The 22,733-nt window shown below is 46.7% G+C and carries 26 protein-coding genes and 1 pseudogene; 23 read left to right on the top strand and 4 right to left on the bottom strand.

The features are described from left to right. Positions 1-36: 36 nt before the first annotated feature. Together FCN15_RS04770 and FCN15_RS04765 are read right to left on the bottom strand one after the other, a co-directional pair. A complete protein-coding gene (locus FCN15_RS04770; RefSeq protein WP_238996511.1) occupies positions 37-1,809 on the bottom strand; it encodes a sensor histidine kinase in 1,773 nt (590 codons plus the stop codon). Further along, positions 1,806-2,495, bottom strand: a complete 690-nt coding sequence (locus tag FCN15_RS04765; protein WP_138493824.1) for a response regulator transcription factor — start codon at positions 2,493-2,495, stop codon at positions 1,806-1,808. The genes FCN15_RS04770 and FCN15_RS04765 overlap by 4 nt, the downstream gene beginning before the upstream one ends. Before the next feature lie 264 nt (positions 2,496-2,759). Between FCN15_RS04765 and FCN15_RS04760 the strand changes: the two genes are divergently transcribed. The 3 genes from FCN15_RS04760 to galU are packed head-to-tail and all read left to right on the top strand — an operon-like array spanning position 2,760 to position 6,955. Continuing rightward, positions 2,760-5,012 (top strand): ArnT family glycosyltransferase, encoded by a 2,253-nt coding sequence (locus FCN15_RS04760; protein WP_138493823.1) that lies wholly within the window; start codon positions 2,760-2,762, stop codon positions 5,010-5,012. A 17-nt stretch (positions 5,013-5,029) separates the two neighbouring features. Continuing rightward, positions 5,030-6,001: a glycosyltransferase family 2 protein gene (locus FCN15_RS04755; RefSeq protein ID WP_138494035.1), complete on the top strand. Its 972-nt coding sequence runs from the start codon at positions 5,030-5,032 to the stop codon at positions 5,999-6,001. A 57-nt stretch (positions 6,002-6,058) separates the two neighbouring features. Continuing rightward, positions 6,059-6,955, top strand: coding sequence for a UTP--glucose-1-phosphate uridylyltransferase GalU (gene galU, locus FCN15_RS04750; protein ID WP_138493822.1), 897 nt, complete (start codon positions 6,059-6,061; stop codon positions 6,953-6,955). 330 nt (positions 6,956-7,285) lie between these two features. Here the strand turns inward: galU and FCN15_RS04745 are convergent, their stop codons facing one another. Continuing rightward, on the bottom strand, positions 7,286-8,008 hold the full coding sequence (locus FCN15_RS04745) for a class I SAM-dependent methyltransferase (RefSeq protein ID WP_162515288.1): 723 nt from the start codon (positions 8,006-8,008) through the stop codon (positions 7,286-7,288). A gap of 107 nt (positions 8,009-8,115) precedes the next feature. Between FCN15_RS04745 and FCN15_RS04740 the strand changes: the two genes are divergently transcribed. Both FCN15_RS04740 and FCN15_RS04735 read left to right on the top strand, forming a co-directional pair. After that, positions 8,116-8,541: a hypothetical protein gene (locus FCN15_RS04740; protein WP_138493820.1), complete on the top strand. Its 426-nt coding sequence runs from the start codon at positions 8,116-8,118 to the stop codon at positions 8,539-8,541. A gap of 168 nt (positions 8,542-8,709) precedes the next feature. Continuing rightward, positions 8,710-9,558, top strand: coding sequence for a hypothetical protein (locus FCN15_RS04735; protein ID WP_138493819.1), 849 nt, complete (start codon positions 8,710-8,712; stop codon positions 9,556-9,558). Between the two features lie 266 nt (positions 9,559-9,824). Here the strand turns inward: FCN15_RS04735 and FCN15_RS04730 are convergent, their stop codons facing one another. Beyond that, on the bottom strand, positions 9,825-10,397 hold the full coding sequence (locus FCN15_RS04730) for an LURP-one-related family protein (protein ID WP_138493818.1): 573 nt from the start codon (positions 10,395-10,397) through the stop codon (positions 9,825-9,827). Positions 10,398-10,590: 193 nt separating this feature from the next. Between FCN15_RS04730 and FCN15_RS04725 the strand changes: the two genes are divergently transcribed. The 18 genes and pseudogenes from FCN15_RS04725 (at position 10,591) to FCN15_RS04640 (ending at position 22,722) form a co-directional block, all read left to right on the top strand. After that, on the top strand, positions 10,591-11,436 hold the full coding sequence (locus FCN15_RS04725; protein WP_138493817.1) for an FUSC family protein: 846 nt from the start codon (positions 10,591-10,593) through the stop codon (positions 11,434-11,436). Between the two features lie 191 nt (positions 11,437-11,627). Then, positions 11,628-12,089 carry a hypothetical protein gene (locus FCN15_RS04720; RefSeq protein ID WP_138493816.1) on the top strand — a complete coding sequence of 154 codons (462 nt, stop codon included), beginning with the start codon at positions 11,628-11,630 and terminating at the stop codon, positions 12,087-12,089. A 549-nt stretch (positions 12,090-12,638) separates the two neighbouring features. Continuing rightward, positions 12,639-12,923, top strand: coding sequence for a hypothetical protein (locus FCN15_RS04715; protein WP_138493815.1), 285 nt, complete (start codon positions 12,639-12,641; stop codon positions 12,921-12,923). A gap of 388 nt (positions 12,924-13,311) precedes the next feature. Continuing rightward, positions 13,312-13,407, top strand: a complete 96-nt coding sequence (gene comI / locus FCN15_RS19420; protein ID WP_019419116.1) for a competence inhibitor ComI — start codon at positions 13,312-13,314, stop codon at positions 13,405-13,407. A 429-nt stretch (positions 13,408-13,836) separates the two neighbouring features. Further along, complete coding sequence (locus FCN15_RS04710; RefSeq protein WP_138493814.1) at positions 13,837-14,382, top strand: DNA topology modulation protein; 546 nt, start codon at positions 13,837-13,839, stop codon at positions 14,380-14,382. A 340-nt stretch (positions 14,383-14,722) separates the two neighbouring features. After that, positions 14,723-15,193: a DinB family protein gene (locus FCN15_RS04705; protein WP_138493813.1), complete on the top strand. Its 471-nt coding sequence runs from the start codon at positions 14,723-14,725 to the stop codon at positions 15,191-15,193. A gap of 61 nt (positions 15,194-15,254) precedes the next feature. Beyond that, positions 15,255-15,899 (top strand): annotated as a pseudogene (locus FCN15_RS04700) (HAD family hydrolase); the annotation flags it as partial. A gap of 659 nt (positions 15,900-16,558) precedes the next feature. Further along, complete coding sequence (locus tag FCN15_RS04690) at positions 16,559-16,915, top strand: nucleotidyltransferase domain-containing protein (protein ID WP_138493811.1); 357 nt, start codon at positions 16,559-16,561, stop codon at positions 16,913-16,915. An 81-nt stretch (positions 16,916-16,996) separates the two neighbouring features. Continuing rightward, positions 16,997-17,467, top strand: a complete 471-nt coding sequence (locus tag FCN15_RS04685; protein ID WP_138493810.1) for a hypothetical protein — start codon at positions 16,997-16,999, stop codon at positions 17,465-17,467. A 297-nt stretch (positions 17,468-17,764) separates the two neighbouring features. After that, positions 17,765-18,286, top strand: coding sequence for a hypothetical protein (locus tag FCN15_RS04680; RefSeq protein WP_138493809.1), 522 nt, complete (start codon positions 17,765-17,767; stop codon positions 18,284-18,286). Positions 18,287-18,415: 129 nt separating this feature from the next. Next, positions 18,416-18,592: a hypothetical protein gene (locus FCN15_RS19410; RefSeq protein ID WP_238996510.1), complete on the top strand. Its 177-nt coding sequence runs from the start codon at positions 18,416-18,418 to the stop codon at positions 18,590-18,592. Between the two features lie 258 nt (positions 18,593-18,850). Continuing rightward, the gene (locus FCN15_RS04670; RefSeq protein WP_238996509.1) at positions 18,851-19,432 is read left to right on the top strand and encodes a GNAT family N-acetyltransferase; all 582 of its coding nucleotides are present in this window, start codon (positions 18,851-18,853) and stop codon (positions 19,430-19,432) included. 147 nt (positions 19,433-19,579) lie between these two features. After that, positions 19,580-19,921: a GNAT family N-acetyltransferase gene (locus tag FCN15_RS04665; RefSeq protein ID WP_275259473.1), complete on the top strand. Its 342-nt coding sequence runs from the start codon at positions 19,580-19,582 to the stop codon at positions 19,919-19,921. A 201-nt stretch (positions 19,922-20,122) separates the two neighbouring features. After that, on the top strand, positions 20,123-20,662 hold the full coding sequence (locus FCN15_RS04660; protein ID WP_138493807.1) for an O-acetyl-ADP-ribose deacetylase: 540 nt from the start codon (positions 20,123-20,125) through the stop codon (positions 20,660-20,662). 12 nt (positions 20,663-20,674) lie between these two features. Further along, a complete protein-coding gene (locus FCN15_RS04655) occupies positions 20,675-20,866 on the top strand; it encodes a hypothetical protein (protein WP_138493806.1) in 192 nt (63 codons plus the stop codon). Between the two features lie 78 nt (positions 20,867-20,944). Further along, entirely contained in the window at positions 20,945-21,421 is a 477-nt protein-coding gene (locus tag FCN15_RS04650; RefSeq protein ID WP_138493805.1) for a GNAT family N-acetyltransferase, read from the top strand. Between the two features lie 27 nt (positions 21,422-21,448). Further along, positions 21,449-22,075, top strand: a complete 627-nt coding sequence (locus FCN15_RS04645) for a hypothetical protein (RefSeq protein ID WP_138493804.1) — start codon at positions 21,449-21,451, stop codon at positions 22,073-22,075. A gap of 227 nt (positions 22,076-22,302) precedes the next feature. Further along, positions 22,303-22,722 carry an Rrf2 family transcriptional regulator gene (locus FCN15_RS04640; protein ID WP_138493803.1) on the top strand — a complete coding sequence of 140 codons (420 nt, stop codon included), beginning with the start codon at positions 22,303-22,305 and terminating at the stop codon, positions 22,720-22,722. Positions 22,723-22,733 lie beyond the last annotated feature (11 nt).

Below are 22,733 nucleotides of genomic sequence, written 5' to 3'. Positions count from 1 at the left end.
CTTTATTTAGTTGAATTTCACTGTCGCGTAACCTGATCAGACTGCGCTTTTATTTAACTGATTGGGCAAATGGACGGAGAAGGTTGTGCCTTCACCGACTTTGGTCTGAACGGTGATGGTACCGTTGTGGGCCTCGACCATGGACATGCTGATCGCAAGCCCGAGGCCGGCCCCGCCGCGTTTGCGGGCCCGGGAAACATCGCTGCGGTAGAAACGTTCGAACACGTGCGGCAGATGTTCGTCCGGAATTCCGGGACCGTTGTCGCTGACCGAAAGGATAACTCCATTCTTGACGGATGTCAGCGCCACATGGATAGAGCCCGTTGCCGCATCGGTATGCTGGACCGCGTTCTGGAACAGATTCAAGATGACCTGCTTCAGTTTGTCCTTGTTATATTTGCCGTGAAGTCCTGCTGTCAGATCGAAGGATACGTTTCTTTCGCCCGACAGCATCCTCAGATGCGGCTCCATCTCCATCACAAGCTCATCAAGCCTGATGGAGGTGAGCGTCAGCTCAGGAGCCCGGTCCAGCTTGGCCAGCATAAGCAGATCCTCAATCAGCTTCTTCATGCGTACGGACTCGCCGTGCATGCTGGTAAGCGCTGATTTAAGCTGTTCCGGCTTAATGGACGGGCTGCGCAGCAGCACCTCCAGAAATCCGTGAATCGACGTAAGCGGTGTTCTGAGCTCATGGGAAGCGTCTGCTGTAAAGCGCCGCATCTGCTCTTTGGCTTCCCGCTCGGCTTCAAAGGAAAGCTCCAGCCGCTCAAGCATGCCGTTATAGGAGGAAGCCAGCCTGTCGATTTCTTCCTGTCCAAGCTGATCAGGGATACGCTGCTTTAAATTCCCGGCATCTGTTGCACCAAGGGCCTGAACGATCTGGTTGAGCGGAACCAGCGTGCGGCGGATAACCGGCATGTAGAGCAGAAGCCCGCCGGCCATAGCGAGAATGGACAGAATGATGAAGATCACCAGCTGGCGCATGGCCACGTACAGGAGAGGGGCAGTTTCTGTGCCCATCTGGACAAGTCCTGTAATCCGTTCGTCATTCCCCGACGCGGCGGCCTGTCCGCTTTGAGGCGTATAACCCTCTCTTATCGGATTAACGGGGCTGTCGGAAGGGCGGAAGACAATCAACTGCTCGTTGCCGTCGTTATCCCGGACGATCCGGTATTTGATATTTTTCTTAGCTTTCCATTCCTCCAGAATCTGGGCATATTCCGAGCTGGACAGCACAGGGTATCCGGTTTCGGTTGATTGGGTAAGACTTACATAAGTGCCGTCATCCTGAATATAGCCGAGGGACGTATCGGGAGGAGTGAACAAGATCGGACGGGTACCCCGGCCTTGATTCTGCTGGTCACTGCTGCTGCCGCTACTACTGCCGCTACTGCTGCTATTATTATTTGTATTGTTCTGGCTGGCGGCCGGCGGATTTTGCCCGGTCGAACCGGCAGGCTGGCTCTCTCCGGCCGGCGAGGCTGCACCATTTGACGGGACTGCACTGTTCGACGAGGCTCCCCCGTTTGACGGGGCTGCACCATTTGGCGAAGCCTGCCCGCCTGAAGAGCTTGTGCTGCTGCCTTGCTGCTCGCGCTTGACTAGCAGGTCAACCGGCATCGAGCGCAGCTGATTGACCATCGTTTCTGCGCGGCTGTTGTACAGGAAATTTTTCATGACAAAATATTGCACCCCGCCAATCAGCAGCAGCAGCATCGCCAGAATGAATAATGACCTTGCCAGAAGCTGGGAGCGGAGCGATCTTGGCGAGAGAATACGCTTGAGCTGGTTCCTTCCCGGGAGTCTCATAGCAGATCAACCCTGTAACCGGCTCCGCGAAGGGTGCGAATGAGACGGTGCTCCTTGTCGCCGAGCTTGTCCCGCAGGGAGCGGATATAAACCTCGACGATATTCTCTTCGCCGCCGAAATCATAGCCCCAGACCTTGTCGAGAATCAGCGTCTTGCTGAGCACAATTCCGTGGTTTAACACCAGGTAGCGGAGCAGCTGATGCTCGGTTGGCGACAGCTCTAGCACTTTGCCTTGATAGATAATTTCCTTGCGTCTATCGTCGATCCGGAACGGACCGATGGATACCTCGCCAAACAAGCTGGGGAACTGGTTGCGCAGCCTGGCCTGAATCCGGGCTAGCAGTTCTTCGAAGCTGAAAGGCTTGACGACATAATCGTCAGCTCCGAGCGTCAGCCCTTTCACTTTGTCTTCCACTTCATCTTTGGCGGTCAGCATGATGACAGCAGCCTGGCTGCCGTTCTTCTTCAGCATCCGGCAGACCTCAAAACCGTCGATGCCTGGCATCATCACGTCGAGAATAACAATATGGGGCGAGAATTGTTCAGCTACGCCGATGGCAGTAATTCCGTCCGGGGCTGTGGCAACCTCGTATCCTTCATTCACCAGTCCCATTTCCAAAAATTGCAAAATATGCGGCTCGTCATCGACGAGCAGGATTTTAATTTCTTTTTCCAAATCGTTCACCCTCTAGTCCTAAAAATCTTGTTGAACACAGTTTGCTTCTATTATGCAGCGCGACGCTGAGTTTAGTCTGAGACCAAACTGAAGAAATGCTGAATATCCCGAGGAATTGCCCGGCGGTGGAGCATTGGCCTCTTTCAGCTAATTTTCAGCTTCCTTTCATATTGGCCTCAGGTAATCCGTCCAAAATAGAGAAAGCCGAAAACGAGCAGGTCCGGTGAGTACCGGAACGGTCTTATTTTAACGCAAAAGGAAGTGGGCAAATCCATGAGAACTACCGACAATAGAAGGCGTTCCAAGCGAAGTGCGGACTATTACCTGATCGCAAGCATGCTGCTTGCAGCCTTCCTGAATATGTACCTGATCTGGACGGACAAGTACGTTAATACGTATTATACGACAGCAGTTGCAAGCATGATGAAAAATTTCCATAACTTTTTCTATGGCACGCTGGACAGCGGCGGCTTTGTCACCGTTGATAAACCGCCGCTTACTTTTATGATACAAACTCTGTTTGCCTTTATCTTCGGGCTGCACGGCTGGAGTGTGATTCTGCCTCAGGCCCTTTCGGGCGTAGGCTCTGTGCTCCTGATCTACCTGCTGGTGAAGCCATCCTTCGGTACGGGAGCGGCCCGGATTGGCGCCCTGGTTATGGCTTGTACACCGGTTGCCGTAGCGGTCAGCAGAACGAACAACATCGACAGTATGCTGGTCTTTGCCTTGCTGCTGGCTGCATGGTTCTTGTTTAAAGGCGTGAAGCAGGGAAAAATGTGGGCTGTAATTGTCGGCTTCGGCCTCATTGGCGTCGGCTTTAACATTAAGATGCTGGAAGCTTATATGGTGCTCCCGGCTTTCTATTTCTTCTACATTATAGCCGGAATAGGCGGCTGGAAGAAGAAAGTAACGACCCTGATTGCATCTACAGTGGCTTGTGCCGTCATCTCGCTGTCCTGGGCGGTTATTGTAGATTCCACACCGGCAGACCAGCGCCCTTATATCGGCAGCAGCCAAACGAATTCTGTGCTGAACCTGGCTTTTGGCTATAACGGTGTCTCCCGTTTGACGGGCGACCGTAATACTGGAGGCAGCGGCAAATCAGACGGAGGCGGGGCGGATTTCGGCTCCATGAAGCCCGGGAACGGAAGCAGCTCGAGTACGGACCAAGCGGCTCCTGGCGGAGCGCCGGGTTCCGGTCCGAATGGTGGCGGTGCCAATGCCAATGCCAATGCCGGTGCGATGTTCGGCAATCCCGGATTTGGCGGGGAGCGGCCAACTATGAATTTCGGCGGCGGAGGCGGCATGTTCAATACCGGGACAGCAGGTCCGCTGCGGTTGTTCCAGTCCGAGCTGTCCGGTCAGGCAAGCTGGATGCTGCCCTTCGTACTCTTCGGCTGCATCGCCCTGTTTGCCAATTTCAGACTGCGGCAGATGACCTGGAAGCATAAAGAAGCGTTATTTTGGCTGGGATGGCTGATTCCTGTAGCAGGCTTCTTCAGTATGGCGGGATTCTTCCATCAATATTATTTGATTATGCTCGCCCCGCCAGTCGCAGCGTTGACAGGTGCCGGCTGGGCAGAAATGACGAAGCAGTGGCGGGAAGGCGGCTGGAAAGCCTGGCTGCTTCCGGCAGCAGTGCTTCTGACAGCCGGTTTCTCCTGGTATATCGTACAGCCGTATGATTCCGTGATCGGCAAAGGCTGGTCTATCGCAATCGCCGTAACAGGCGTACTTGCAGCGCTGTGGCTGATCGCAGGGATCTTCAAGCAGCCGCTTGGCAAGCCGGCGGCCATCCTGGGCTTCCTGATTCTGCTGATCGGACCGATGTACTGGGCGCTGACTCCGATTACCTATGGACAAAGCAGCATGACACCGGCAGCTGGCCCCGATTCGGTCGGCGGTATGGGCGGCAGCCGCGGCGGCGGGTTTGCAATGGCAGCGCCCGGCGGGCTCGACTGGCCAGGCGGGACTAACCGGGACGGCGCAAACGGCCGTACCGGCAGCAGCGAGGATGCTTCGGCAAACGGCAGCAGCACGGACAACGGTTCACGCAGCACTGCCGGCGCACCAGCGGTCCCTTCACAAAGCACGAATAGCAGCGGAGGCGGCTTAGGCAGAGGCGAGGGCTCAAGCCTTGATGAAGGCTTGTATCAATATTTGAAGGACAACAATACAGGCGAGAAGTACCTGTTTGCGGCTTTTGACTATACTACACTGGCTCCTTATATCATTGAACAAGGCGAAAATGTCATCAGTCTCGGCGGCTTCAGCGGCTCTGACCCTGTGCTCAGTGTGGATAGAGTGCAGGAGCTGATCAACTCCGGACAGCTTAAATACATTTACATGTCAGGACGGGGAGGAAGCAGTACATTAACCCAATGGATTCAAGACCATGGAACAGAGGTTCCTTCAAGTGAATGGGAGGGAACATCGGGGCAAAATCAGACGGCAGATACCGGAGGCAGAACCGGCTTTGGGAGCTCAGGCACTTTATACGAATTTACACCGGATCAAGGGGAGTGATCGAAATGACAGCTTGGATAACAGGCCGGATACGGTATTCCGTAATCATTCCGATGTACAACGAAGAAGAAGTGATCGCGGAAACCTATCGCCGGATTAAGAAAGTATTGAGTGACACCGGAGAAAGCTACGAGCTCATCTTTGTCAACGACGGCAGCAGAGACCGGAGTGAAGAGATCATCAAAGATTATTCCCAGTGGGACAATACGGTGAAGCTGATCAATTTCTCCCGGAACTTCGGCCATCAGATTGCGATTACTGCAGGGATGGATTATGCCTCGGGTGACGCCGTTGTCATCATCGACGCTGATCTGCAGGACCCTCCTGAACTGATTCATACGATGATTGCCCGGTGGAAGGAAGGCTATGAAGTCGTATACGCCCAGCGCATCAAACGCAAAGGAGAGAGCTGGTTCAAGAAGTTTACGGCAGGCACCTTCTACCGGGTGCTCCGCGCCGCAGCGGATACGCCGATCCCGGTGGATACAGGCGATTTCCGGCTGATGGACCGGAAGGTGGTCAATGAGCTGAAGCAGCTGCCGGAGAACAACAGGTTTGTGCGCGGGCTGGTGAGCTGGGTCGGCTTCAGACAGATTGCTGTCGAGTTTGAGCGTGACGAACGGCTGGCGGGAGAAACCAAGTATCCGCTTAAACGGATGGTGAAGCTGTCTCTTGACGGCATTACTTCCTTCTCAACAAAGCCGCTGAAGATTGCCGGTTACGCCGGAGGGCTGCTGTCCGGTGCCGGGTTTCTCTACCTGCTGTATGTGATCTACTGTGCGCTTTTTACAGATTCCACGGCGAAGGGCTGGGCTTCCCTGATCAGCCTGATGCTGATCTTTAACGGATTTATCCTGATCATGCTGGGCATTCTCGGGGAATATGTGGGCCGCATTTACGATGAGACGAAAGGCAGACCGCTGTATATCGTCAAAGAAACCCGAGGACTTGAGCAGGTGAAGCAGAGGGAAGCGGCACACCGGTTCTAAGCCCCGTTAGACGACAAACGAACGCCATAACCTAAAGGGACAAGGAGTGATTCATTGATGAAGGTCAGAAAAGCAGTCATTCCGGCTGCAGGACTAGGCACCAGATTCCTGCCGGCAACCAAGGCTCAGCCCAAGGAAATGCTGCCGATCGTGGATAAGCCTGCCATCCAGTACATTGTGGAGGAGGCGCTTCACTCCGGCATTGAGAGCATTATTATCGTAACGGGCAGAAACAAGAAGTCGATCGAAGACCATTTTGATAAAAATATTGAGCTCGAACAGCTTCTCCGCGATAAAGGCAAGCTGAGCATGCTGGAGGAAATCGAGCATATCAGCGAGGTGCCCGGGATTCATTTTATCCGGCAGAAGGAGCCTCTTGGCCTGGGTCATGCTATCCTCTGTGCCCGGCAGTTTATCGGAAATGAACCGTTTGCTATCCTGCTGGGAGATGATATTATCGAGCCCGGCGGCGGCAAGCCGGCGCTGCGGCAGATGATGGACGTGTATGAGCAGACCGGCAGACAGGTGATTGGGGTGAAGCAGGTTCCCCGCGGGGATGTCAGCAAATACGGGATTATAGATCCTGCCGCAAGCAACGAAGGCGTGTACGACATTCAGGGGCTGGTGGAGAAGCCGGAACCGGACTTGGCCCCTTCTAATCTGGCGATTGTCGGACGTTATATTCTGAATCCGGAGATTTTTGATATCCTGTCTGTGCTGAAGCAGGGTGCAGGCGGAGAATATCAGCTGACAGATGCCCTGCACGAGCTGAACCACCGGGACACGATGCTGGCTCTTGAGCTCGAAGGCGACCGCTACGACATCGGCGATAAATTCGGCTACATGCAGGCTGTGCTTGAAATCGGGCTGCAGAGAGAGGAGTTAAAGCCGCTTCTGCTTCCCTATTTAAATGAACTTGTCAGCAACAGAATGAACTTGTCTGCAACAAAATGAAGCTGGGAAACGTCATAAATTCATAAGCTTCATCATAATGTGACAGAAATAGAGATAAAGACAGAAATAAAGACAAAGACAGAATTAAAAACAGAGATATGGACGTCTTCCGGCTCGGGGTTCAGCTCCCGGCTTCCCGGGTCTGGAGGAAGGAAAAGGTTAAATACAGATAGAGAACGGATATATGAAAAATAACAGGGTTCATGCCGGATCAACCGGCATAAGAGAAGAGCAGGCGCCGGAAGGGCGAACCTGCTCTTTTTCTTTGCAGACGTGGAGTGCCGTTCCGGGACAGCCTTAAGTCCGGTCAGGACTCTTTAGACGGGGGAATTATTTTGTGCCGATGAGAACCGCATAGCCGAGCTCCTGGCCGAATTCCTGGATAAATGTCTGGTTGCGTTCAAAGAAATCGAGCACCTCCGGGGTGACCAGCAGATTTAAGTCCATCATCTGATTCGGATCAAGAAGAGCAGCGGAGTGCGGGCCGAAGAGCTGCTGGCTGCTTCCTTCGCCGGCCCAGACGACTGGCTTATTAAATTTTGCCTCATTCATGCGGTCCACCCATTCGCCAACAGTCGGCAGGGAGTGAATTTCATATAATTCACGCATCATATCCTCAAGCTGCCGGTTTTGGCGGGTGGCAAACAGCTCTCGGTCAAATAGACGCCCTCCGGTAACAAGAACCCGCGCATATTCGCTCAGCGCAGACAAGGGATCAACGAAGACCGTAACCGACTCGGCAAACACATAATCAAATTCACCATCCTGAAACGGCATCTGAAGCAGGCTGCCCTCCACAAAATTCACCTGGACTCCTTCAACTCTGGCCCGTGCACGCGCTTTGGCAAGCATTCGGGGGTTGCGGTCGAGAGCTGTGACGGACAATCCCGATTTGGCCATATAGCAGGCCGTCCGGCCTGTTCCGCAGCCTACCTCTAAGATTTTAGCGCCTTGGGGGAGCTTCAGACTCTCCAGCAGCTGAACGGTTCCTTCAAACCCGCCGGGGTGTGCGGCCCCTTCTCCGGTCAATGCAATGATGTCCGTGTATTTCATTTCACAGACTCCTTTCATATTTTGGTGAACAACAACAGGACTTTCTTTAACGGAATTTCAGCGGCCGAATATACTGTCATGAATTCGAACAAGGAGGAGGCGATTCGGTGCAGCTGATTCAACCGGTTAACCAAGAGACCTGCAAAGCCTACATCGGCCAGCATGTGTGCGCTGTACTTCATGATGGAACCCAAATTCATGGGGTTATCAGCGGCGTTACAGATCAAGGGATTGAATTCAACGGTGCAGCCCGGGGAGCAGAGGCGATGTCGGCTCATCCTCAGAAAGCCAAACAGCAGCCTCAGAAGGACCGGCATCCGCGCAGGAAGAAAGGGACCGCACAGCCTAAAGGTAAAACCTCCGCTTACGGAGCAGGATATGGTGTGCCCTACGGCGGAGCGGAGAGTGGAGCTTATTACGGCGGATCTGGCAATGGCTATGGCTACGGAGCTGGCTACGGCTATGGCGGCGCGTATGGTTTGGAGTGGGCCGCAATTGCCCTGCTGTTTCTGATTCCTTTCATTTTTGTTTAGGAACGGCCGAAGAGTGGAGGCAAAGAAGATTTTGCGCAGAGACAAGAACTGCTTCTTGTCTTTTCTTTTTTTGCGGGAGAAGGATTGAACCGGTCTTTTTGCTCCTGATTCATATATACATGAAGTAGCGGCAAATCATGCGTGAGAACAGCGATAAGGAGGAGAAATATGCTCGATCGTACAGCGGTTAACCCAAATTCGGGCCATCCATGTGCTTCCCTGTCTGATGAACTCTGCGGAGATATCGTTACGGTGCTGGGTGTACCGCGGATTCCCGGCGTCTTCAGCCTGCTTGAGCCTTTTGGTTTGGGGGAAGCTTGGCTTTCTCTCCGGAAGTATCTGGTTTCACCTGATGCCGAGGCGGCGGCACAAGTGCTGCGTCAGCAGCGGCTCGCGGCTTCCCCGCCTTTGATCGACTGGCGGAATTTATACAGTCCCGGCACATTTGAGCAGCTGCGGAGCACTGTCTTATCGAGGTATGAGGCCAATCCCAGACTGCTGCTCATGATCACCCTCTGGATTGAAGGGCTGAGCGGCCGCTTACTGCGTGGAACCAAGCAGGAGGTCTACAAAGAGTCTGATGCGCTGCCAAAGAGAACGGAAGTGAACGCTCGCGTCCTTAAAGACCTTCATATTGAAAACGCTTTATCTACAAAAATACTCCTAAATGAAATCGCGGCTGCCCATTCGGGCGCGGAGCTTCCCGAGGATTACAGGCTGCTGGCCGCTTATCCTGAATTTTTGCGGATTCATTGGGGCTATCTGAAGACACATTTAAAATCAGCCGAATATGCCGGCCTGCAGCAAAAAATGATTTCACAAGCCTCCGTGTTTGTGCAGAATTCTTCTTATGACTTCGGGATGGATGAACGCTTGCTGCCTATGCGGATACATTCGGAGGATTGTGAGCAAGCAGAGACGGAGAAAGCGCGGCTGCTCGAGCTGCTGCTCTTATTGCAGAACCAGCTTGCGGGAATGGTGCTTGAGATCGGCTTTATCCGCGACAGCCTGAGGTAAAGAAGCATTTACGTCCAGCCATTTCATCAATTGCAGCGTGTCCAGTACATGTGCAGGCCAATCGAGCATTAGAGCACGGTTCCTCCGGAAAGGAGGGCCGTGTTTTATTTTTTTAAAGAGGCGCAGCTGCCCCGGCATAAAAAGAATAACGGCAGTCCCGGAAATGCCGCCTCTCCGTTCTGCCGTTTAAAGAGTATGGAAATTTCAATCCCACTCGATCTCAAGCCTATTCGATCTCAAGCCTACTCGTTCTCAATCCTATTCGGTTAGTCCTGTTTGCCCTCCATCGAGCAGAGCAGGATGCCTGCCGCCAGACAAAGCCGCGGATCGAGAGACTGATGCAGCCCCGAGAAATCGCACAGTACTTTGGTGACGAGCGGGTTAATATTTTGCGTGAATGCGGGATGCTTGTGACCGGCGATGTCCACATGGTAGCGCTGGGGAATGATATGTATGAACCTTCTTAGAAGAGCAAGAAAAGAGCTGTTCTCCTTGATCCGTCCAAGCTCCTTATCTCCTGTTCCCAGCAGAATCCACTCGTCCTTCAGGATGGACTTGAACCCGCGCCTGCGCAGCGCACCAATCCATTCTCCTGTAGCGGAATCCCTGACATCATAAGTGGCAGAGAAATCAATAATCTTACGGGCCTGGATCCAGAGCAGCTCCTGGGACATGGATTCATCATTATAGAGACGGATATCTTCTTTAAGTTTAAACGCTTTCATTTCCGAATACAGCACAAGCTGTCCGCTCTCGTCCGAGATGTGATATTTTGTGCCCAAGAGTGAGAAAATTTTCTTGCGGATGACATATTTCGTTCGGCTGAATAAAGGGTTCATGGCGCTGTATTCCTCCTGTCCTCTATGTACATGCTTCTATCATCTCATAATTCCGGCGGGCCTGCCAGAACAGAAACGGATTAATTATTACAAAGCTGAGGCAGCGATTTATGTTTCTTTCTATTTGGGTTATGCTGTAAGGTGGACAAATTTGTTTAATGATTGTTATACGGACAGGAGAGGAACAGGGATCATGAAAAGGGCAATCGGACTTCGGAACATCAAGACAGGGATCTCCATTTGCATCTGTGTCATTCTCGCGTACCTCTTTCATTTTGACTCCCCTTTCTATGCGGCCATTGCTACCATCATTTCGATGGAAAATTCCATTACCAACTCCTTTACCGCTGGAAGGGACAGAGTTATAGGCACGCTGATCGGCGCGGTAACAGGCACATGCTTTGCATTTGTGCAGCCGGGTAATCCGCTGCTATGCGCCCTCGGCGTCATTATCATCATCTACACGCTAAATACCCTCCAGAGGAAAAAGTCGATTTCGATCGGCTGCATTGTGTTCCTGGCCGTCATGCTGAACCTCGGCAGCGGCGAAAGCCCGTGGGCCTATGGCTACCACCGGATTATGGATACCGTGGCCGGCATTGCCGTGGCAGTGGGGGTTAATTATCTGATCTTCCCGCCCCGGCTGAAGGAGAAGCTCGAGCAGAAACGAATTCTCTTCGCCGAGCACATGGCTAATGCGTTCCGGAAGCTGGCTGAGCGCGGGCAATCGGTAGATTTGCCGAGTCTGCGAAAGGAATTAATCAGTCTGGATCAGGCTTTTGACCTATGGAACAATGAATTCCACCCCCGCAGACAGCGCGGCGCTGACATGGAGCAGCAGGTCGAGAAGCTGGCCTCCTACCGGCATATCTACGAGCATCTCGTTATTCTGCAGCGGCTGAAGGAAGAATTTGATGCCGACCCGGACCGCTCACCAGACAGCACCGCCGTGTACCATTATCACTTAAAATGGATCTACAATGAACTTCGCGCACAGGGTCTGCCGGTGCCGGAGCAGAAGAGCTTGAAATTACAGTAATGATCCGATCCGATACGGAAGCATTGGAAGGCTGCTCGTTCTTGTTTAAGAACGGGGGCCTTTTTTATTGACTGCAGTAAGGGGATATACGCAATTTACGAGTTATTTTACTTAAAGTTTGAGAATTAACCGGTTAAAGTGCTCTTGTTATCCCAATAATGTCTATACATAACACAACTGAAAATAGTGAGGTGAGTTCAATTAAATTCACAGCATTTAATGTTAGCTGTCTAGGCTTAGCGATCCTTTTTGGCCTATTAGCAATGTCCGAATACATGCAGAAAAATAATTTAATTGACGAGATAGAACAATTACAAACCGATACAGTCGAGTCTATAGACAGCCAAACCCTAACGCTGATGGATAAGTTAAAGGGAGTGATTTCTGATCATAAAATTGTTGAAAGTGAAAGGCTGACTATTGCATGCTCGGTTCAAGATTTTAAAAATATTCTTAACCAATACGGAAGAATTGCATTACTTAACAATAAATCCGAACAGGATAAATTTTATTCCCTCAGGGTATCCCAAAATTTAGTGCTGCGGGCATTTGATATTTCTCCGGAAACGGCAACAGTAGATGAAATCAGCAGCATGGTTGATGGAATGGAGCAGTTCAGGGGAGGCATTCAAGATGTAAAGACAGCGTACTGAGAGTTGGCCTGGTTGGACGGTTAAAAGACGTTGGAAGGGAAAATAGAAGGAAATGGAAGTGGGATTGGAGAAGTAATGGAAACGCGGGAATCGCTAATAAGAATGTTATACGCAACCCAATGAAGTTAATGAATAGATTAATAAGAAGTAAGCAGAAAAGAGTTCACTGCGGGAACTAAAAATAAAATACACCAAGAGCATTATAAATCCCACAAAGCTGCAAGACCTACGAAACCTATAAATACGATAAATTACAAAAGCTAAAACCAAATAACACAAACTAATATAAGTTAATTCGAAGAAGCCGGGGCAGCGTGTAACATCGTAGTCACGCATCGGGCCATACGGTTCTTGGTCCGGCAGAAGTGAAAAAGCTAGAAAACGTAATCAGCCGGACACAGCCGCATCGACTAACCGCATCGCGGCCGGCTCCTGACGGAGCCTTAAGTCGGTGGGACGTCGTGGATACACGAACGTTATGCGTAATTATTGCTAAAAAACATGGTATAAAAACATGAAAGAAGTGATTGATGGATGCCTTTTAACAATATGGATCATGAAGAATCAATAACTTGGTTTGATGAGCACAAAGAGTTTGAAACCATTAGAGAAGCACATGAATGGGTTTATAGTGAAGCATATAATGAAATTGGATACAATTATGACGGATACAGAAGTAAGGATCCTAAGCTAGCATACGCCTTGCTTTTTGAACTGATTAGATCAAATACAATTCATGAATATAGACATGATGTGTATTGCGATGATGAGTTAATAGATGGAACTATGATTTATAAGGTCTGGGTAAATAACAAGAGGTACGTGAGTAAATAGATAAGGAACGAGAAGATTATAAGAACAAGTTCAAGGATAGTGTGATGCTAATTCGATGAGGGCAATAACAACGCATAACACTATATTCACGCGGCGGGCATTCGCCCTTGGTCTGGACCGAAGTTAAGAAGCGTGGAAGCGGATTCAGCCAGACGACTCCTGCGAGGCTAAGTCTTCGACCCGGCTCCCGATGGTCGCCTTAAGCCTCTCGGGTTCGTGAATACAAGAACGTTATCTGAAAGAGCTGCAGATTGTATTAAGACCATATTTATAATCATAAGATCAAAGTTATTATAAGAACACTTGTACGCAGATATGATTGGAGGTAAAGTATAACTACAATTGAATCTTGGGTGGGCATGGTTTCCCTTCGAAAGGAGGTGAAGCCATGGAAGTGAAAGATGCATTAACGATTATGTTCCTATTTGGAACGTTCATTCTTGCTCTTTTAACATACATCAATAATAACAACAAGAAAAAGTAAAACCCACCCTAAGATTGGAAGCCGAAGGTGGGTTTTAATCCTTATATGACCTAGAAGGGATAACCATCCAAGCCAATTGTACTGACCAAGTGTTAGCGCACTTGGTCTTTATTTAATATATACTACCATATCTGAAAAGATGTATCAAAGCATTAAATGAACATAAAAACAATTTTGAAAAGCTATGCTAACTTATATTGAAAGAGTTTCAAAGGGGGCAACTCCATCAGATAACATCGTATCTACGCAGAGGGCCGTTTGGCTCTTGGCTCGCGAGAAGTGGAGGCAGAGAAGCTGAGTCAGCTCACAACCCTGCGAGGCTAAGTCCGTTGGACCCAGTCGCTGTCGCTCCTTTAAGCCTCTCGGGTTCGTAGATACACGAACGTTATGAGAAATTCTCGCAAAACAATTTAAATAGGAGAAGTTTCGATGAAGCGAATTATGATCATTGGGTCTGGTGGAGCAGGTAAATCCACTTTTGCAAGACAACTTGGAGGAGTATTGAACTTTCCTGTACACCATTTAGATGCTTACTATTGGAAACCTGGATGGATACCAACACCAAATAATGAATGGGATAATTTTCAAGAAAAACTTGTGCAGGAAGAATCGTGGATTATTGATGGAAACTATGGCAGAACACATGATATAAGAATGAAACAAGCGGATGTAATTATACTCTTAGATTTTTCAAGATGGATAACTGTTTATAGGGTAATTAAAAGAAGAATCATGTATCACGGTAAGACAAGACCAGATCTAAATAAAAATTGTCCTGAGAGTTTAGACCTTGAGTTTTTAAAGTGGGTGTGGAGTTTTAAGAAGACAAAAATACCAGGGATTATGGAAAAGCTAATGGAATATCAAGATAAGAAAATTATAGTTTTAAAATCGCCAAAGCAGGTAAGAAGGCTTCTTGATAAGGTAAGGAAAATTGGTGAGGGTTATTTCAGAGAAGGCGAGAACATCTCATAAACCAACACAGTATTTACGCAGCGGGGCTATTGCTCCTTGTTTGTCTGAATGTATAATCATGGAAGCAGCTCGGACAACAAACGACCCAGCCTAAGAGAAGAGCTATTTAAGGCTGGGTCGTTTCGTGAATGCAAGAAAGTTATTTGAAATCATATGCAATTCTTCAAGTACTAATAGACAAAAATCCGAGGTGAAATTGTGTTTTTATACATAGATTTGTTATGAAGCGATCTGAAACAGGCAAAGGATTGGGAACAAATAGGTCAATATAACATCATATCCACGTCTCGGAGCCTGGCAGCCCCTAGGTCCGCCCGATAGGATTGGCTAGGAAGAGGGAATCAGGCGTAAACACCCGCACGCAAGATATACAACCATTAATGCAGTACAAGGATTATCTATTGAAGAACTTGATTATTTACAAGATTCACAAAGTAATTCGATAGGTGCCTTGCTGTTACATTTAGCTGCAGTGGAGATCGGATTTCAAATTGAGATTTTTGATAATAGACAACCAAATGATAAAGAATTAAAAGAATGGCTTGCAGCATATGAACTAGGTGATAAGGGACGGAATGAAATTAGAGGGAATTCGCTCGATTATTATTTGAACAAGCTTGAACAAGTCCGTGCTAGAACGCTGAAAGAATTTGGACAAAAAAATGATACTTGGTTGTATGAAGAGCGAGAATGGTCTGGGCTGCCTTCAAATCATTATTTCATTTGGTTTCATGTATTTGAGGATGAAATAAATCATCGGGGACAAATCAGATGGCTAAGACAGAGACTTCCTAAGCCGAATACAAAGTGATTCGTGTAAGCAAGCAGATTAGCAGGAATACTCGAAACCACTAATAGAAAGCAGGTAAAGCAAGAAGTACAAGCACGTTTTATTTGATCTTGATGGGACTATTTCTGACCCCAAGATAGGAATAACCAAATCTGTACAGTATGCATTGAACAAGATGGGTATTTTAGAAAATGACCTTGATAAGTTAGAACCCTTTATCGGTCCTCCACTTAAGAACTCGTTTATGGAACTTTACTTGTTCTCTGAGGAACGAGCAAGTCAAGCAGTTGAATATTATAGAGAATATTTTAAGGAATACGGAATGTTCGAGAATGAACTGTATCCCGGGATGAAAGAGCTATTAGACCAGTTACAAACCTATGGTTTCATTCTGTATGTGGCTACATCAAAACCCGCTGTTTTTGCTGAACAAATACTGAAGTATTTTGAGATTGATCACTATTTTGAATTAGTTGTCGGTAGCAATCTTGACGGGACAATGGCTGACAAGACGGATATTATTGCTTACATTTTAAAGAACAACAACCTTGAAAAAGATAATGTGATCATGATCGGTGACAGGAAGCACGATATTGTAGGCGCACATAATAATGGCATTGACTCTATTGGTGCAGGTTATGGTTATGGAAGTGAGGGAGAATTAAGTAAAGCTAATTGCACCTATTACATCAATAAATTAGAGGATATTATGAAGGTAGTTTCATAAAAGCCGGGTACTTCTGCTCGAATAATTAAGAAGACTGTATAATCATACAGGCTGTCAGATGAAATGATGTAGCTTATCCAATTAGAGGGCTAGTCATAATAGCTTCAATAAGGCATTTTTACTGTATGGATGAATTATCAAGGGAAGAGCAAATCGAGTATATTTCGTTAATCCATAAGATTAGAAATGAACAAAGAAATCGATTGGGGATTGAGAAGGTCTATTATTTTTATAATGAAGACACAAGCCATCACTTTCATTTATGGATGGTCCCAAGATATGAATGGATGAAGAAATTCGGGAAATGCATATGAACACAGAAGACAATATGAATAGCGTAATTGAAGGAATAAATAAATTAAAGGAAGGTGTGAAGGACTTTGTAAAGGCATACAGAGTAACTTCATCTAACAGCTTGAACCGCCACTATATAAGGCACTGACATTAATCGGGATGGGGACAAAACCGTTCTTGATGAGGAGATAAAAACATATGGATATTCTTGAGCGTGCCGAGCAAAGGAAAACTCATGCTGTAAATATCTTAGCTGATTTGGACTTGCTGAATTTGTGACGATCCGTTAACACACCCTTATGATCTGGTATGAAAGCCAGCCGCAGGGCTTAACGTTCTGGAAGCCAAGGAGTCAGGAGGAGTGAATGATACACACTAATGAGTTCAAATCACTTGCAGACCTTATGAAACATTATAATAAACCATGGTTTGTGGCCGGTGGCTGGACGATCGATTTGGATGTAAATGAGATAACTCGAAGTCATAAAGACATGGATATATGTATTTTTCGAGAGGACACAGGATATGCAATTGTGAACCCCGCGTGGCAATTGCTATTTAAAAGTCTCAGTACAAGAATAGAAGATGAACATGATTTTAAAATATATTTGAATCAGACCAATGATATTAGATCCAAGTTATGGTTATTAAAGAGCATGAAAGAAATGAATGGAAACAAGAGATGGATTGAAGAATTGAGTGAGCAATTGGAAAAGACTTGAATACGAACTAATGTAAGTGGATTTGAAGGATTGGCTTAAAGACAGATGTGAACAATCGGTGATGTATTGAGGAGATTATATATGTCAGGACATTTAGGCTTCTCATATGTAGGTCTGATTTATTTATTCATGTTATTTATTCCAAATATCATTTGGAGTAAGAGTCAACCGATTGATAATGAAACAACTCATGAAAATAAAATATTACAACTGTTAGAACGAATTGGACAAGTAGGCTGCACAGCCAGCGTGTTGATGTTTAATGATTTTAACATTGCAGCGTTATCAGCTTGGAGTTTGTGGCTAATAGCATCGTTGCTGTTAATGATACTTTATGAAATTTGTTGGATTAGATATTTTACTAATGAGCATACCAAAGGGAATTTTTATCGCAGTTTATATGGGATACCAGTCCCTCTTGCGAGTCTGCCTGTTATGGCTTTTTTGTTATTGGGGATCTATGGGGAAAATATTTGGCTTATTGCATTCGATATCCTTCTTGGTATAGGACATATTGGAGTACATATTCAGCATTTGAAAGCGATTAAATAAGTTGAATACACTTCTTTAAGTCTTTCGAGTTTAGGGATACAAGAATGTGACCGGAAATCATCGCATAGAAATAAATAGAAAGGAAGATGATTGTGAATCCAATCCTTATTGATTTTATACGAAAATTTGAAATTGGTTATTGGATTGATTCAAGATACCAATGAACGAAGTGGAATCAGGTCGACACATCTGCTCCGACTAACCGCATCGGCCGGCTGAGGACGCTGCCTAAGTCAGTGGGACTTCGTGAATATATGAACGATAAATGAAACTCACGTAAGGGAGGAGAAGATACGTATGAACAATGAAGACTTTAGTGAAATTTTCCTCAAAATCACTTTGCATCGAATGTGTGATCTCTACTTTCAAAAATTGAAGGTTACGCTTTCTGGTGTATCTCAGAATAATCTATGGGCGGAGAGTTATGAGGATAGCAATACAATAGGAGGCATCGTACTGCATGTTTGTGAACATATAGCAAGAAGTTGTTTAAGGCTAAAGAATCTAGAAAATGAGTTGAAGAAGGGATTTGAAAATTACTTCCCACAAGAGCATATAAGTTCACAAGAGTTAATGGACGCATTCGAATGTCAATTAAATGAATGGAAATCGATCATATGTGAATTCATCAAAAAAGGTAGGCCGCTGAATGAAGAACATATTCATCAGCTCTATCATCTTGTAGAACATACAGGATATCATTTGGGTCAAATAATAGATAGAGTTCAAGGAATTACAAAGAAGAAGTTTGCATTCTGCAGTAACGGATTAAATGAATCTTATTTAAGAAACAAAATAGAATCGGACAATATCGTGTAGGATCAGTGAAAAGAGTCGATGTTGTATATTCTTTAATAACAAATCAATTTAAAACTAAAGTACTGGCCAGCAGCGAAAGTACAGCTGGCGGCTCCGCCACTACTCGAAGGGAGCAGATTAATGATTGTAATGATTAACGGAGCATTTGGATCGGGCAAAACTACTGTAGCCAATAGATTAATTGCAGAAATACCCAATTGCATGTTGTTTGATCCTGAAGAGGTCGGATATATGCTCAGAAACGTCATACCAGAGAATATTAAACGCAAAGAGGAAAGAACAAATGACTTTCAAGATTTGGAGTAATGGCGAATCTTAACTGTGAACGTGGCTAGGGAAATAAGAATAAAATATGGAAAAAGTCTTATTATCCCAACCTACATAATCGGCTATATGAACGAGGAGATACTCCAGGAGGGTGGTCGTTCCAACAAACCAGTAAGTGTGTTGCTGCATTTTCAAATAACCAGTTTCAGGAATACACATATACCGATGAATTAAATCAGGAGGAAGTTCTGAACAGAATACTGAGACGGGTGACTATACCATAATATGAGGAGAGGAATGGATGGCATGAAGTATTTTAAGAAGATTGAAGGAACCAGGCTGTTCTTATCACCTGTGAACCCTGATGACGCAGAAATCTACACACAATGGATTAACGATCTACCGACGTCTTTGCGTCTGGGAAATGCAGCAGAAGTATATAGTTTGCCTCAAGAGCGGGCTTTTCTGGAAGGTATAGCTAAAGAGGGCATGAATTTTGCAATTGTATTAAAAGATACGGAAGAATTACTTGGAAATTGCTCGTTATTCTCAATCAATCATATTCATAGAAGGGCAGAACTGGGAATATTCATAGGCAGTCAAAGCAGCAGAAATAAGGGGTATGGAACTGAAGCGATTCAATTGCTTGCGGAATATGGATTCAAGGTCCTGAATTTAAACAATATCATGCTTAGATTATTTGAGTTTAATCACCCTGCTAGGAAATGTTATGAGAAGGCGGGTTTCCGATTGTTTGGCAGGAGAAGCCAGAGTTATTTTGTAAACGGGCAGTACTTTGATGAGCTGTACATGGAGTTATTATCAAATGAAATAAAAACAAATTTTTTAGAAGAATTTTTGCCGAAACAAAATGGTTAGACGAGCTTCCGAAAAGTAAATTTTATTTGACGAAAGAAGGAACCCTATGATTTCTATTAGATTTGCAACCAATGAGGATATTCCGCACATTCAATCAATAGCGTGGGAAACGTGGGCATCTACTTATGAAGGTATGTAGAGAGTGATATCCAAAGCTCTAAACGGAGATTTTTGATAGCAGAAATGAATGATGAAGTTGTTGGATATGCTCAGACAAGTCCAGTAACGGATGAAGAGTATGAGCTGCTGAGAATTTATGTACGGCCGCAGTTTCAGAAGCTAGGAATTGGAAAAGCCTTCATTCAGGAATATATTGAGCTGTTGAAACCGATATCGAAACTGTTTGCTTGGGTGAGTAAGGAAAATTCGATAGGTAGAGCCTTTTATGAAAAGAACGGGTTTATAGAAGCAGGAGAAAAGAGCGAAACCATAGAAGGGCAAAACAAAACGCAGATGAAATATGTGCTGGAAATCCCAGGTGAAAATTAAAGAAGATTCACGCAAGGGTGGGGTGAAGTTCAGTGGCATCAATGGATCCTCGTTCGGCTGACGGCGAAAGGGCATCGGGTATGTTTCAGCTTTATGTATGATGGATTATGGTTTAAATAATCTAGGTATCACAAACTATTTTGCCGAAACGCATGAAGCCAATACCCGATCACGAAAAATGCTGGCGAAGGAGGTACCCTCATGAAAAATACAGCAGAAATTCAAGTCATTCAAGGCGATATTACGCAATGTGAGACGGACTGCATTGTAAATGCGGCAAATACAAGCCTGCTTGGCGGCGGCGGGGTGGATGGGGCCATTCACAGGGCCGGCGGTCCGGAAATTTTGGAGGAATGCATCAAGATTAGGGAAAGACAAGGCGGATGTGCCGTAGGTGAGGCCGTAATTACAACCGCTGGAAGGTTAAGAGCGAAATATGTGATTCATACCGTTGGCCCTGTATGGAATAATGGGAGAAATCAAGAAGAAGAGAAGCTTAGAAACTGCTATATTCACTCTCTTGAGCTGGCTCAGAAACACGGCATCACGTCCATTGCTTTTCCCAATATAAGTACGGGGATTTACCGGTTTCCGAAGGAGCAGGCAGCCCGAATTGCTATTGATGCAGTAACAAATGAGCTAAGGAATCAAGAAACGATTACCCAAGTCCAGTTTGTATGTTACGATGAGGAGAACTACAAGCTCTATAAAGAGATTTTGGGAGATCAAGAGAATGGATAGGGGAATTATGCAATGAATAACATCAATTACCGTCTGATTGCGCTGCTTAATTTTTTTGCGGCTGTTTGTTTTACAGTGGCCGGATTCTTTGTTCAATCCAATAACGGCAAATTAAGCATTGGCTTATGGATTGTGGCTGTATTCTTTCTGGCTAACAGTATCGGAAATGTAGTCCTTGACAAGAAGTTTAAGAATAAGGAATAAAGAATAAGAAATAAGACTGAGGCGGAAGGACTTGTCCGGAAAAATGGAGCCGCACATCCGATAGGAGGAATTCTACTCGTGCTTATTAGAGAAGCGAAGGACGATGAGCTCGAACAGGTCCGAAGGATCATGATTGAAGCTTTTGCCGAATATCAGGATAAGCTGGTTCCGCCGTCAGGGGCTTTGTCAGAAACGACAGAACAAATTAGAGAGAAGCTCTCCGGGCGGGGAGGTACGCTGCTCGTCTTCCAGGATTCCGAGGCAATTGGCTCGGCGCAGTATTATGCCAAAGAGGATTATTTGTACATAGGCCGGATCTCTGTTCTGCCGCAGTGGCGGGGGCAAGGGATCGGTAAAGCTATTGTATCCTATCTTGAGGAACTCGCTGCAAGCAAGTCCATAAACGAGATTAGGTTAGGAGTCCGATTGTCCCTGCCTCAGAATGTGGATTACTATACCAAGTTAAACTACAAGCCGATTGAGGAGCACGAATATCCTTGTAAATCGGACCGCTGGTATATCATGAGCAAAATGCTCGATCAGCAGGAACGATGAACAAATTTAGAGAAGGAGAAACGTTTGATGCCTTGGCCAATGGTTCATTTTGCAGTTGCGCAAGCATTGTTTGGCGATATTCCATCCCCCAGCTTTTTGATCGGAAGCATCGCTCCTGATGCCATCCATGTTCGGGAGAAGATCACCCGTGAGGATAAGGGGCGTACCCATCTCGTTCAAGAGGGCAATTTACCCGGTGCGGAGGTTATTTTCCAAACTTGCCGGCAGTATTTGGAAAGGTCTGGAGATAGGGCGTGGAAGGATTTTGTCAGGGGGTATTTTACCCATATTTATACGGACTTGAGATGGACGGAAACCCTTTACTCAGCGTTTGAAGCCGGTTACCAGGGGGCTAAGGAGAGCATCCGGGCAGCGTATAACAAAGAAGTGAGCCAGATCGAATTTATACTGCTTCGAAATCTGGTAGGGGCTCAGTCTGCAGTGTTTAATTTGGAAAAAGCGAAAGCGTTTTCGATTAATCCCTTGCTGCACGATTATGAGATCCATCAGTACCGGGATGAGAAGATGAGCTGGCTGAAAAATAACGGGAATGAGCCTGGGATCATTCCGGAATATTTTACTGAGGACAAGGTTTGTGCATTTATCGCCCTGACGGCAGCCGAGCTGCAGGAACGAAGAGAGGTATGGGAGTAAGCCGAAGCTCAGCAAACGTTCAGCAGGCTTTTATGCAAACTTAATGTTCTGCTCATCGAACTTTCAGGCGGGGCGGTTAAGATGTACTTACAAACCCCCTATGAAATATAGATTGACTGCTCCGGATGATGTGGTTAGAACCTGGAGCAGTCCTTTTTTTTTGCGCTCCGGGCAGTTGACATTCAACTTAGAAGTAACTAAAATGGTTACAACGGTGGTGATGCACAATGAAGCAAATCAGCACAAGATTCACGATGGCTGTCCACGCGCTTTCGCTGATCTCCCTCAGCCCGCAGGAATGTACGGGAGATTTCATTGCAGCAAGCGTAAATACGAATCCGGTTGTAATCAGAAGAATCATGGGAATGCTGAAGAAGGCGGGACTTGTGGAGATCCGGCCTGGTGTCGGAGGAGCTTCGCTTCTCAAAAGCCCGGATCAGATTACGCTGCTGGATGTCTACCGGGCGGTGAATGCGGCAGAAGAGGATCAGCTGTTTCGTGTTCATGACAACTCGAATATTCAGTGTCCCGTCGGACGCAATATTGAGCATGTTCTGCAGAGCGAGCTGAGGGAAGCTCAAGCTGCAATGGAACAGAGGCTGGCGGAGACGACGCTGGAACAGCTGGCGGTTCAATTCCAAACGTAAAAGCTCTAGCG

The sequence above is a fragment of the Paenibacillus pinistramenti genome, assembly GCF_005869875.1.
Classification (GTDB): Bacteria; Bacillota; Bacilli; order Paenibacillales; family Paenibacillaceae; genus Fontibacillus; species Fontibacillus pinistramenti.
Note: the sequence above shows the minus strand (reverse complement) of the source record. Positions and strands in the feature narration are given on the sequence as shown.

Coding starts and splice junctions, on each gene's coding strand:
- FCN15_RS04715 (WP_138493815.1), top strand. CDS start 12,639: ATGGATCATGAAGAATCAATAACTTGGTTTGATGAGCACAAAGAGTTT.
- FCN15_RS04670 (WP_238996509.1), top strand. CDS start 18,851: ATGGATGGCATGAAGTATTTTAAGAAGATTGAAGGAACCAGGCTGTTC.
- FCN15_RS04770 (WP_238996511.1), bottom strand. CDS start 1,809: ATGAGACTCCCGGGAAGGAACCAGCTCAAGCGTATTCTCTCGCCAAGA.
- galU (WP_138493822.1), top strand. CDS start 6,059: ATGAAGGTCAGAAAAGCAGTCATTCCGGCTGCAGGACTAGGCACCAGA.
- FCN15_RS04680 (WP_138493809.1), top strand. CDS start 17,765: ATGAACAATGAAGACTTTAGTGAAATTTTCCTCAAAATCACTTTGCAT.
- FCN15_RS04645 (WP_138493804.1), top strand. CDS start 21,449: ATGCCTTGGCCAATGGTTCATTTTGCAGTTGCGCAAGCATTGTTTGGC.
- FCN15_RS04730 (WP_138493818.1), bottom strand. CDS start 10,397: ATGAACCCTTTATTCAGCCGAACGAAATATGTCATCCGCAAGAAAATT.
- FCN15_RS04760 (WP_138493823.1), top strand. CDS start 2,760: ATGAGAACTACCGACAATAGAAGGCGTTCCAAGCGAAGTGCGGACTAT.
- FCN15_RS04640 (WP_138493803.1), top strand. CDS start 22,303: ATGAAGCAAATCAGCACAAGATTCACGATGGCTGTCCACGCGCTTTCG.
- comI (WP_019419116.1), top strand. CDS start 13,312: ATGGAAGTGAAAGATGCATTAACGATTATGTTCCTATTTGGAACGTTC.
- FCN15_RS04710 (WP_138493814.1), top strand. CDS start 13,837: ATGAAGCGAATTATGATCATTGGGTCTGGTGGAGCAGGTAAATCCACT.
- FCN15_RS04685 (WP_138493810.1), top strand. CDS start 16,997: ATGTCAGGACATTTAGGCTTCTCATATGTAGGTCTGATTTATTTATTC.
- FCN15_RS04725 (WP_138493817.1), top strand. CDS start 10,591: ATGAAAAGGGCAATCGGACTTCGGAACATCAAGACAGGGATCTCCATT.
- FCN15_RS04655 (WP_138493806.1), top strand. CDS start 20,675: ATGAATAACATCAATTACCGTCTGATTGCGCTGCTTAATTTTTTTGCG.
- FCN15_RS04745 (WP_162515288.1), bottom strand. CDS start 8,008: ATGAAATACACGGACATCATTGCATTGACCGGAGAAGGGGCCGCACAC.
- FCN15_RS04690 (WP_138493811.1), top strand. CDS start 16,559: ATGATACACACTAATGAGTTCAAATCACTTGCAGACCTTATGAAACAT.
- FCN15_RS19410 (WP_238996510.1), top strand. CDS start 18,416: ATGATTAACGGAGCATTTGGATCGGGCAAAACTACTGTAGCCAATAGA.
- FCN15_RS04660 (WP_138493807.1), top strand. CDS start 20,123: ATGAAAAATACAGCAGAAATTCAAGTCATTCAAGGCGATATTACGCAA.
- FCN15_RS04735 (WP_138493819.1), top strand. CDS start 8,710: ATGCTCGATCGTACAGCGGTTAACCCAAATTCGGGCCATCCATGTGCT.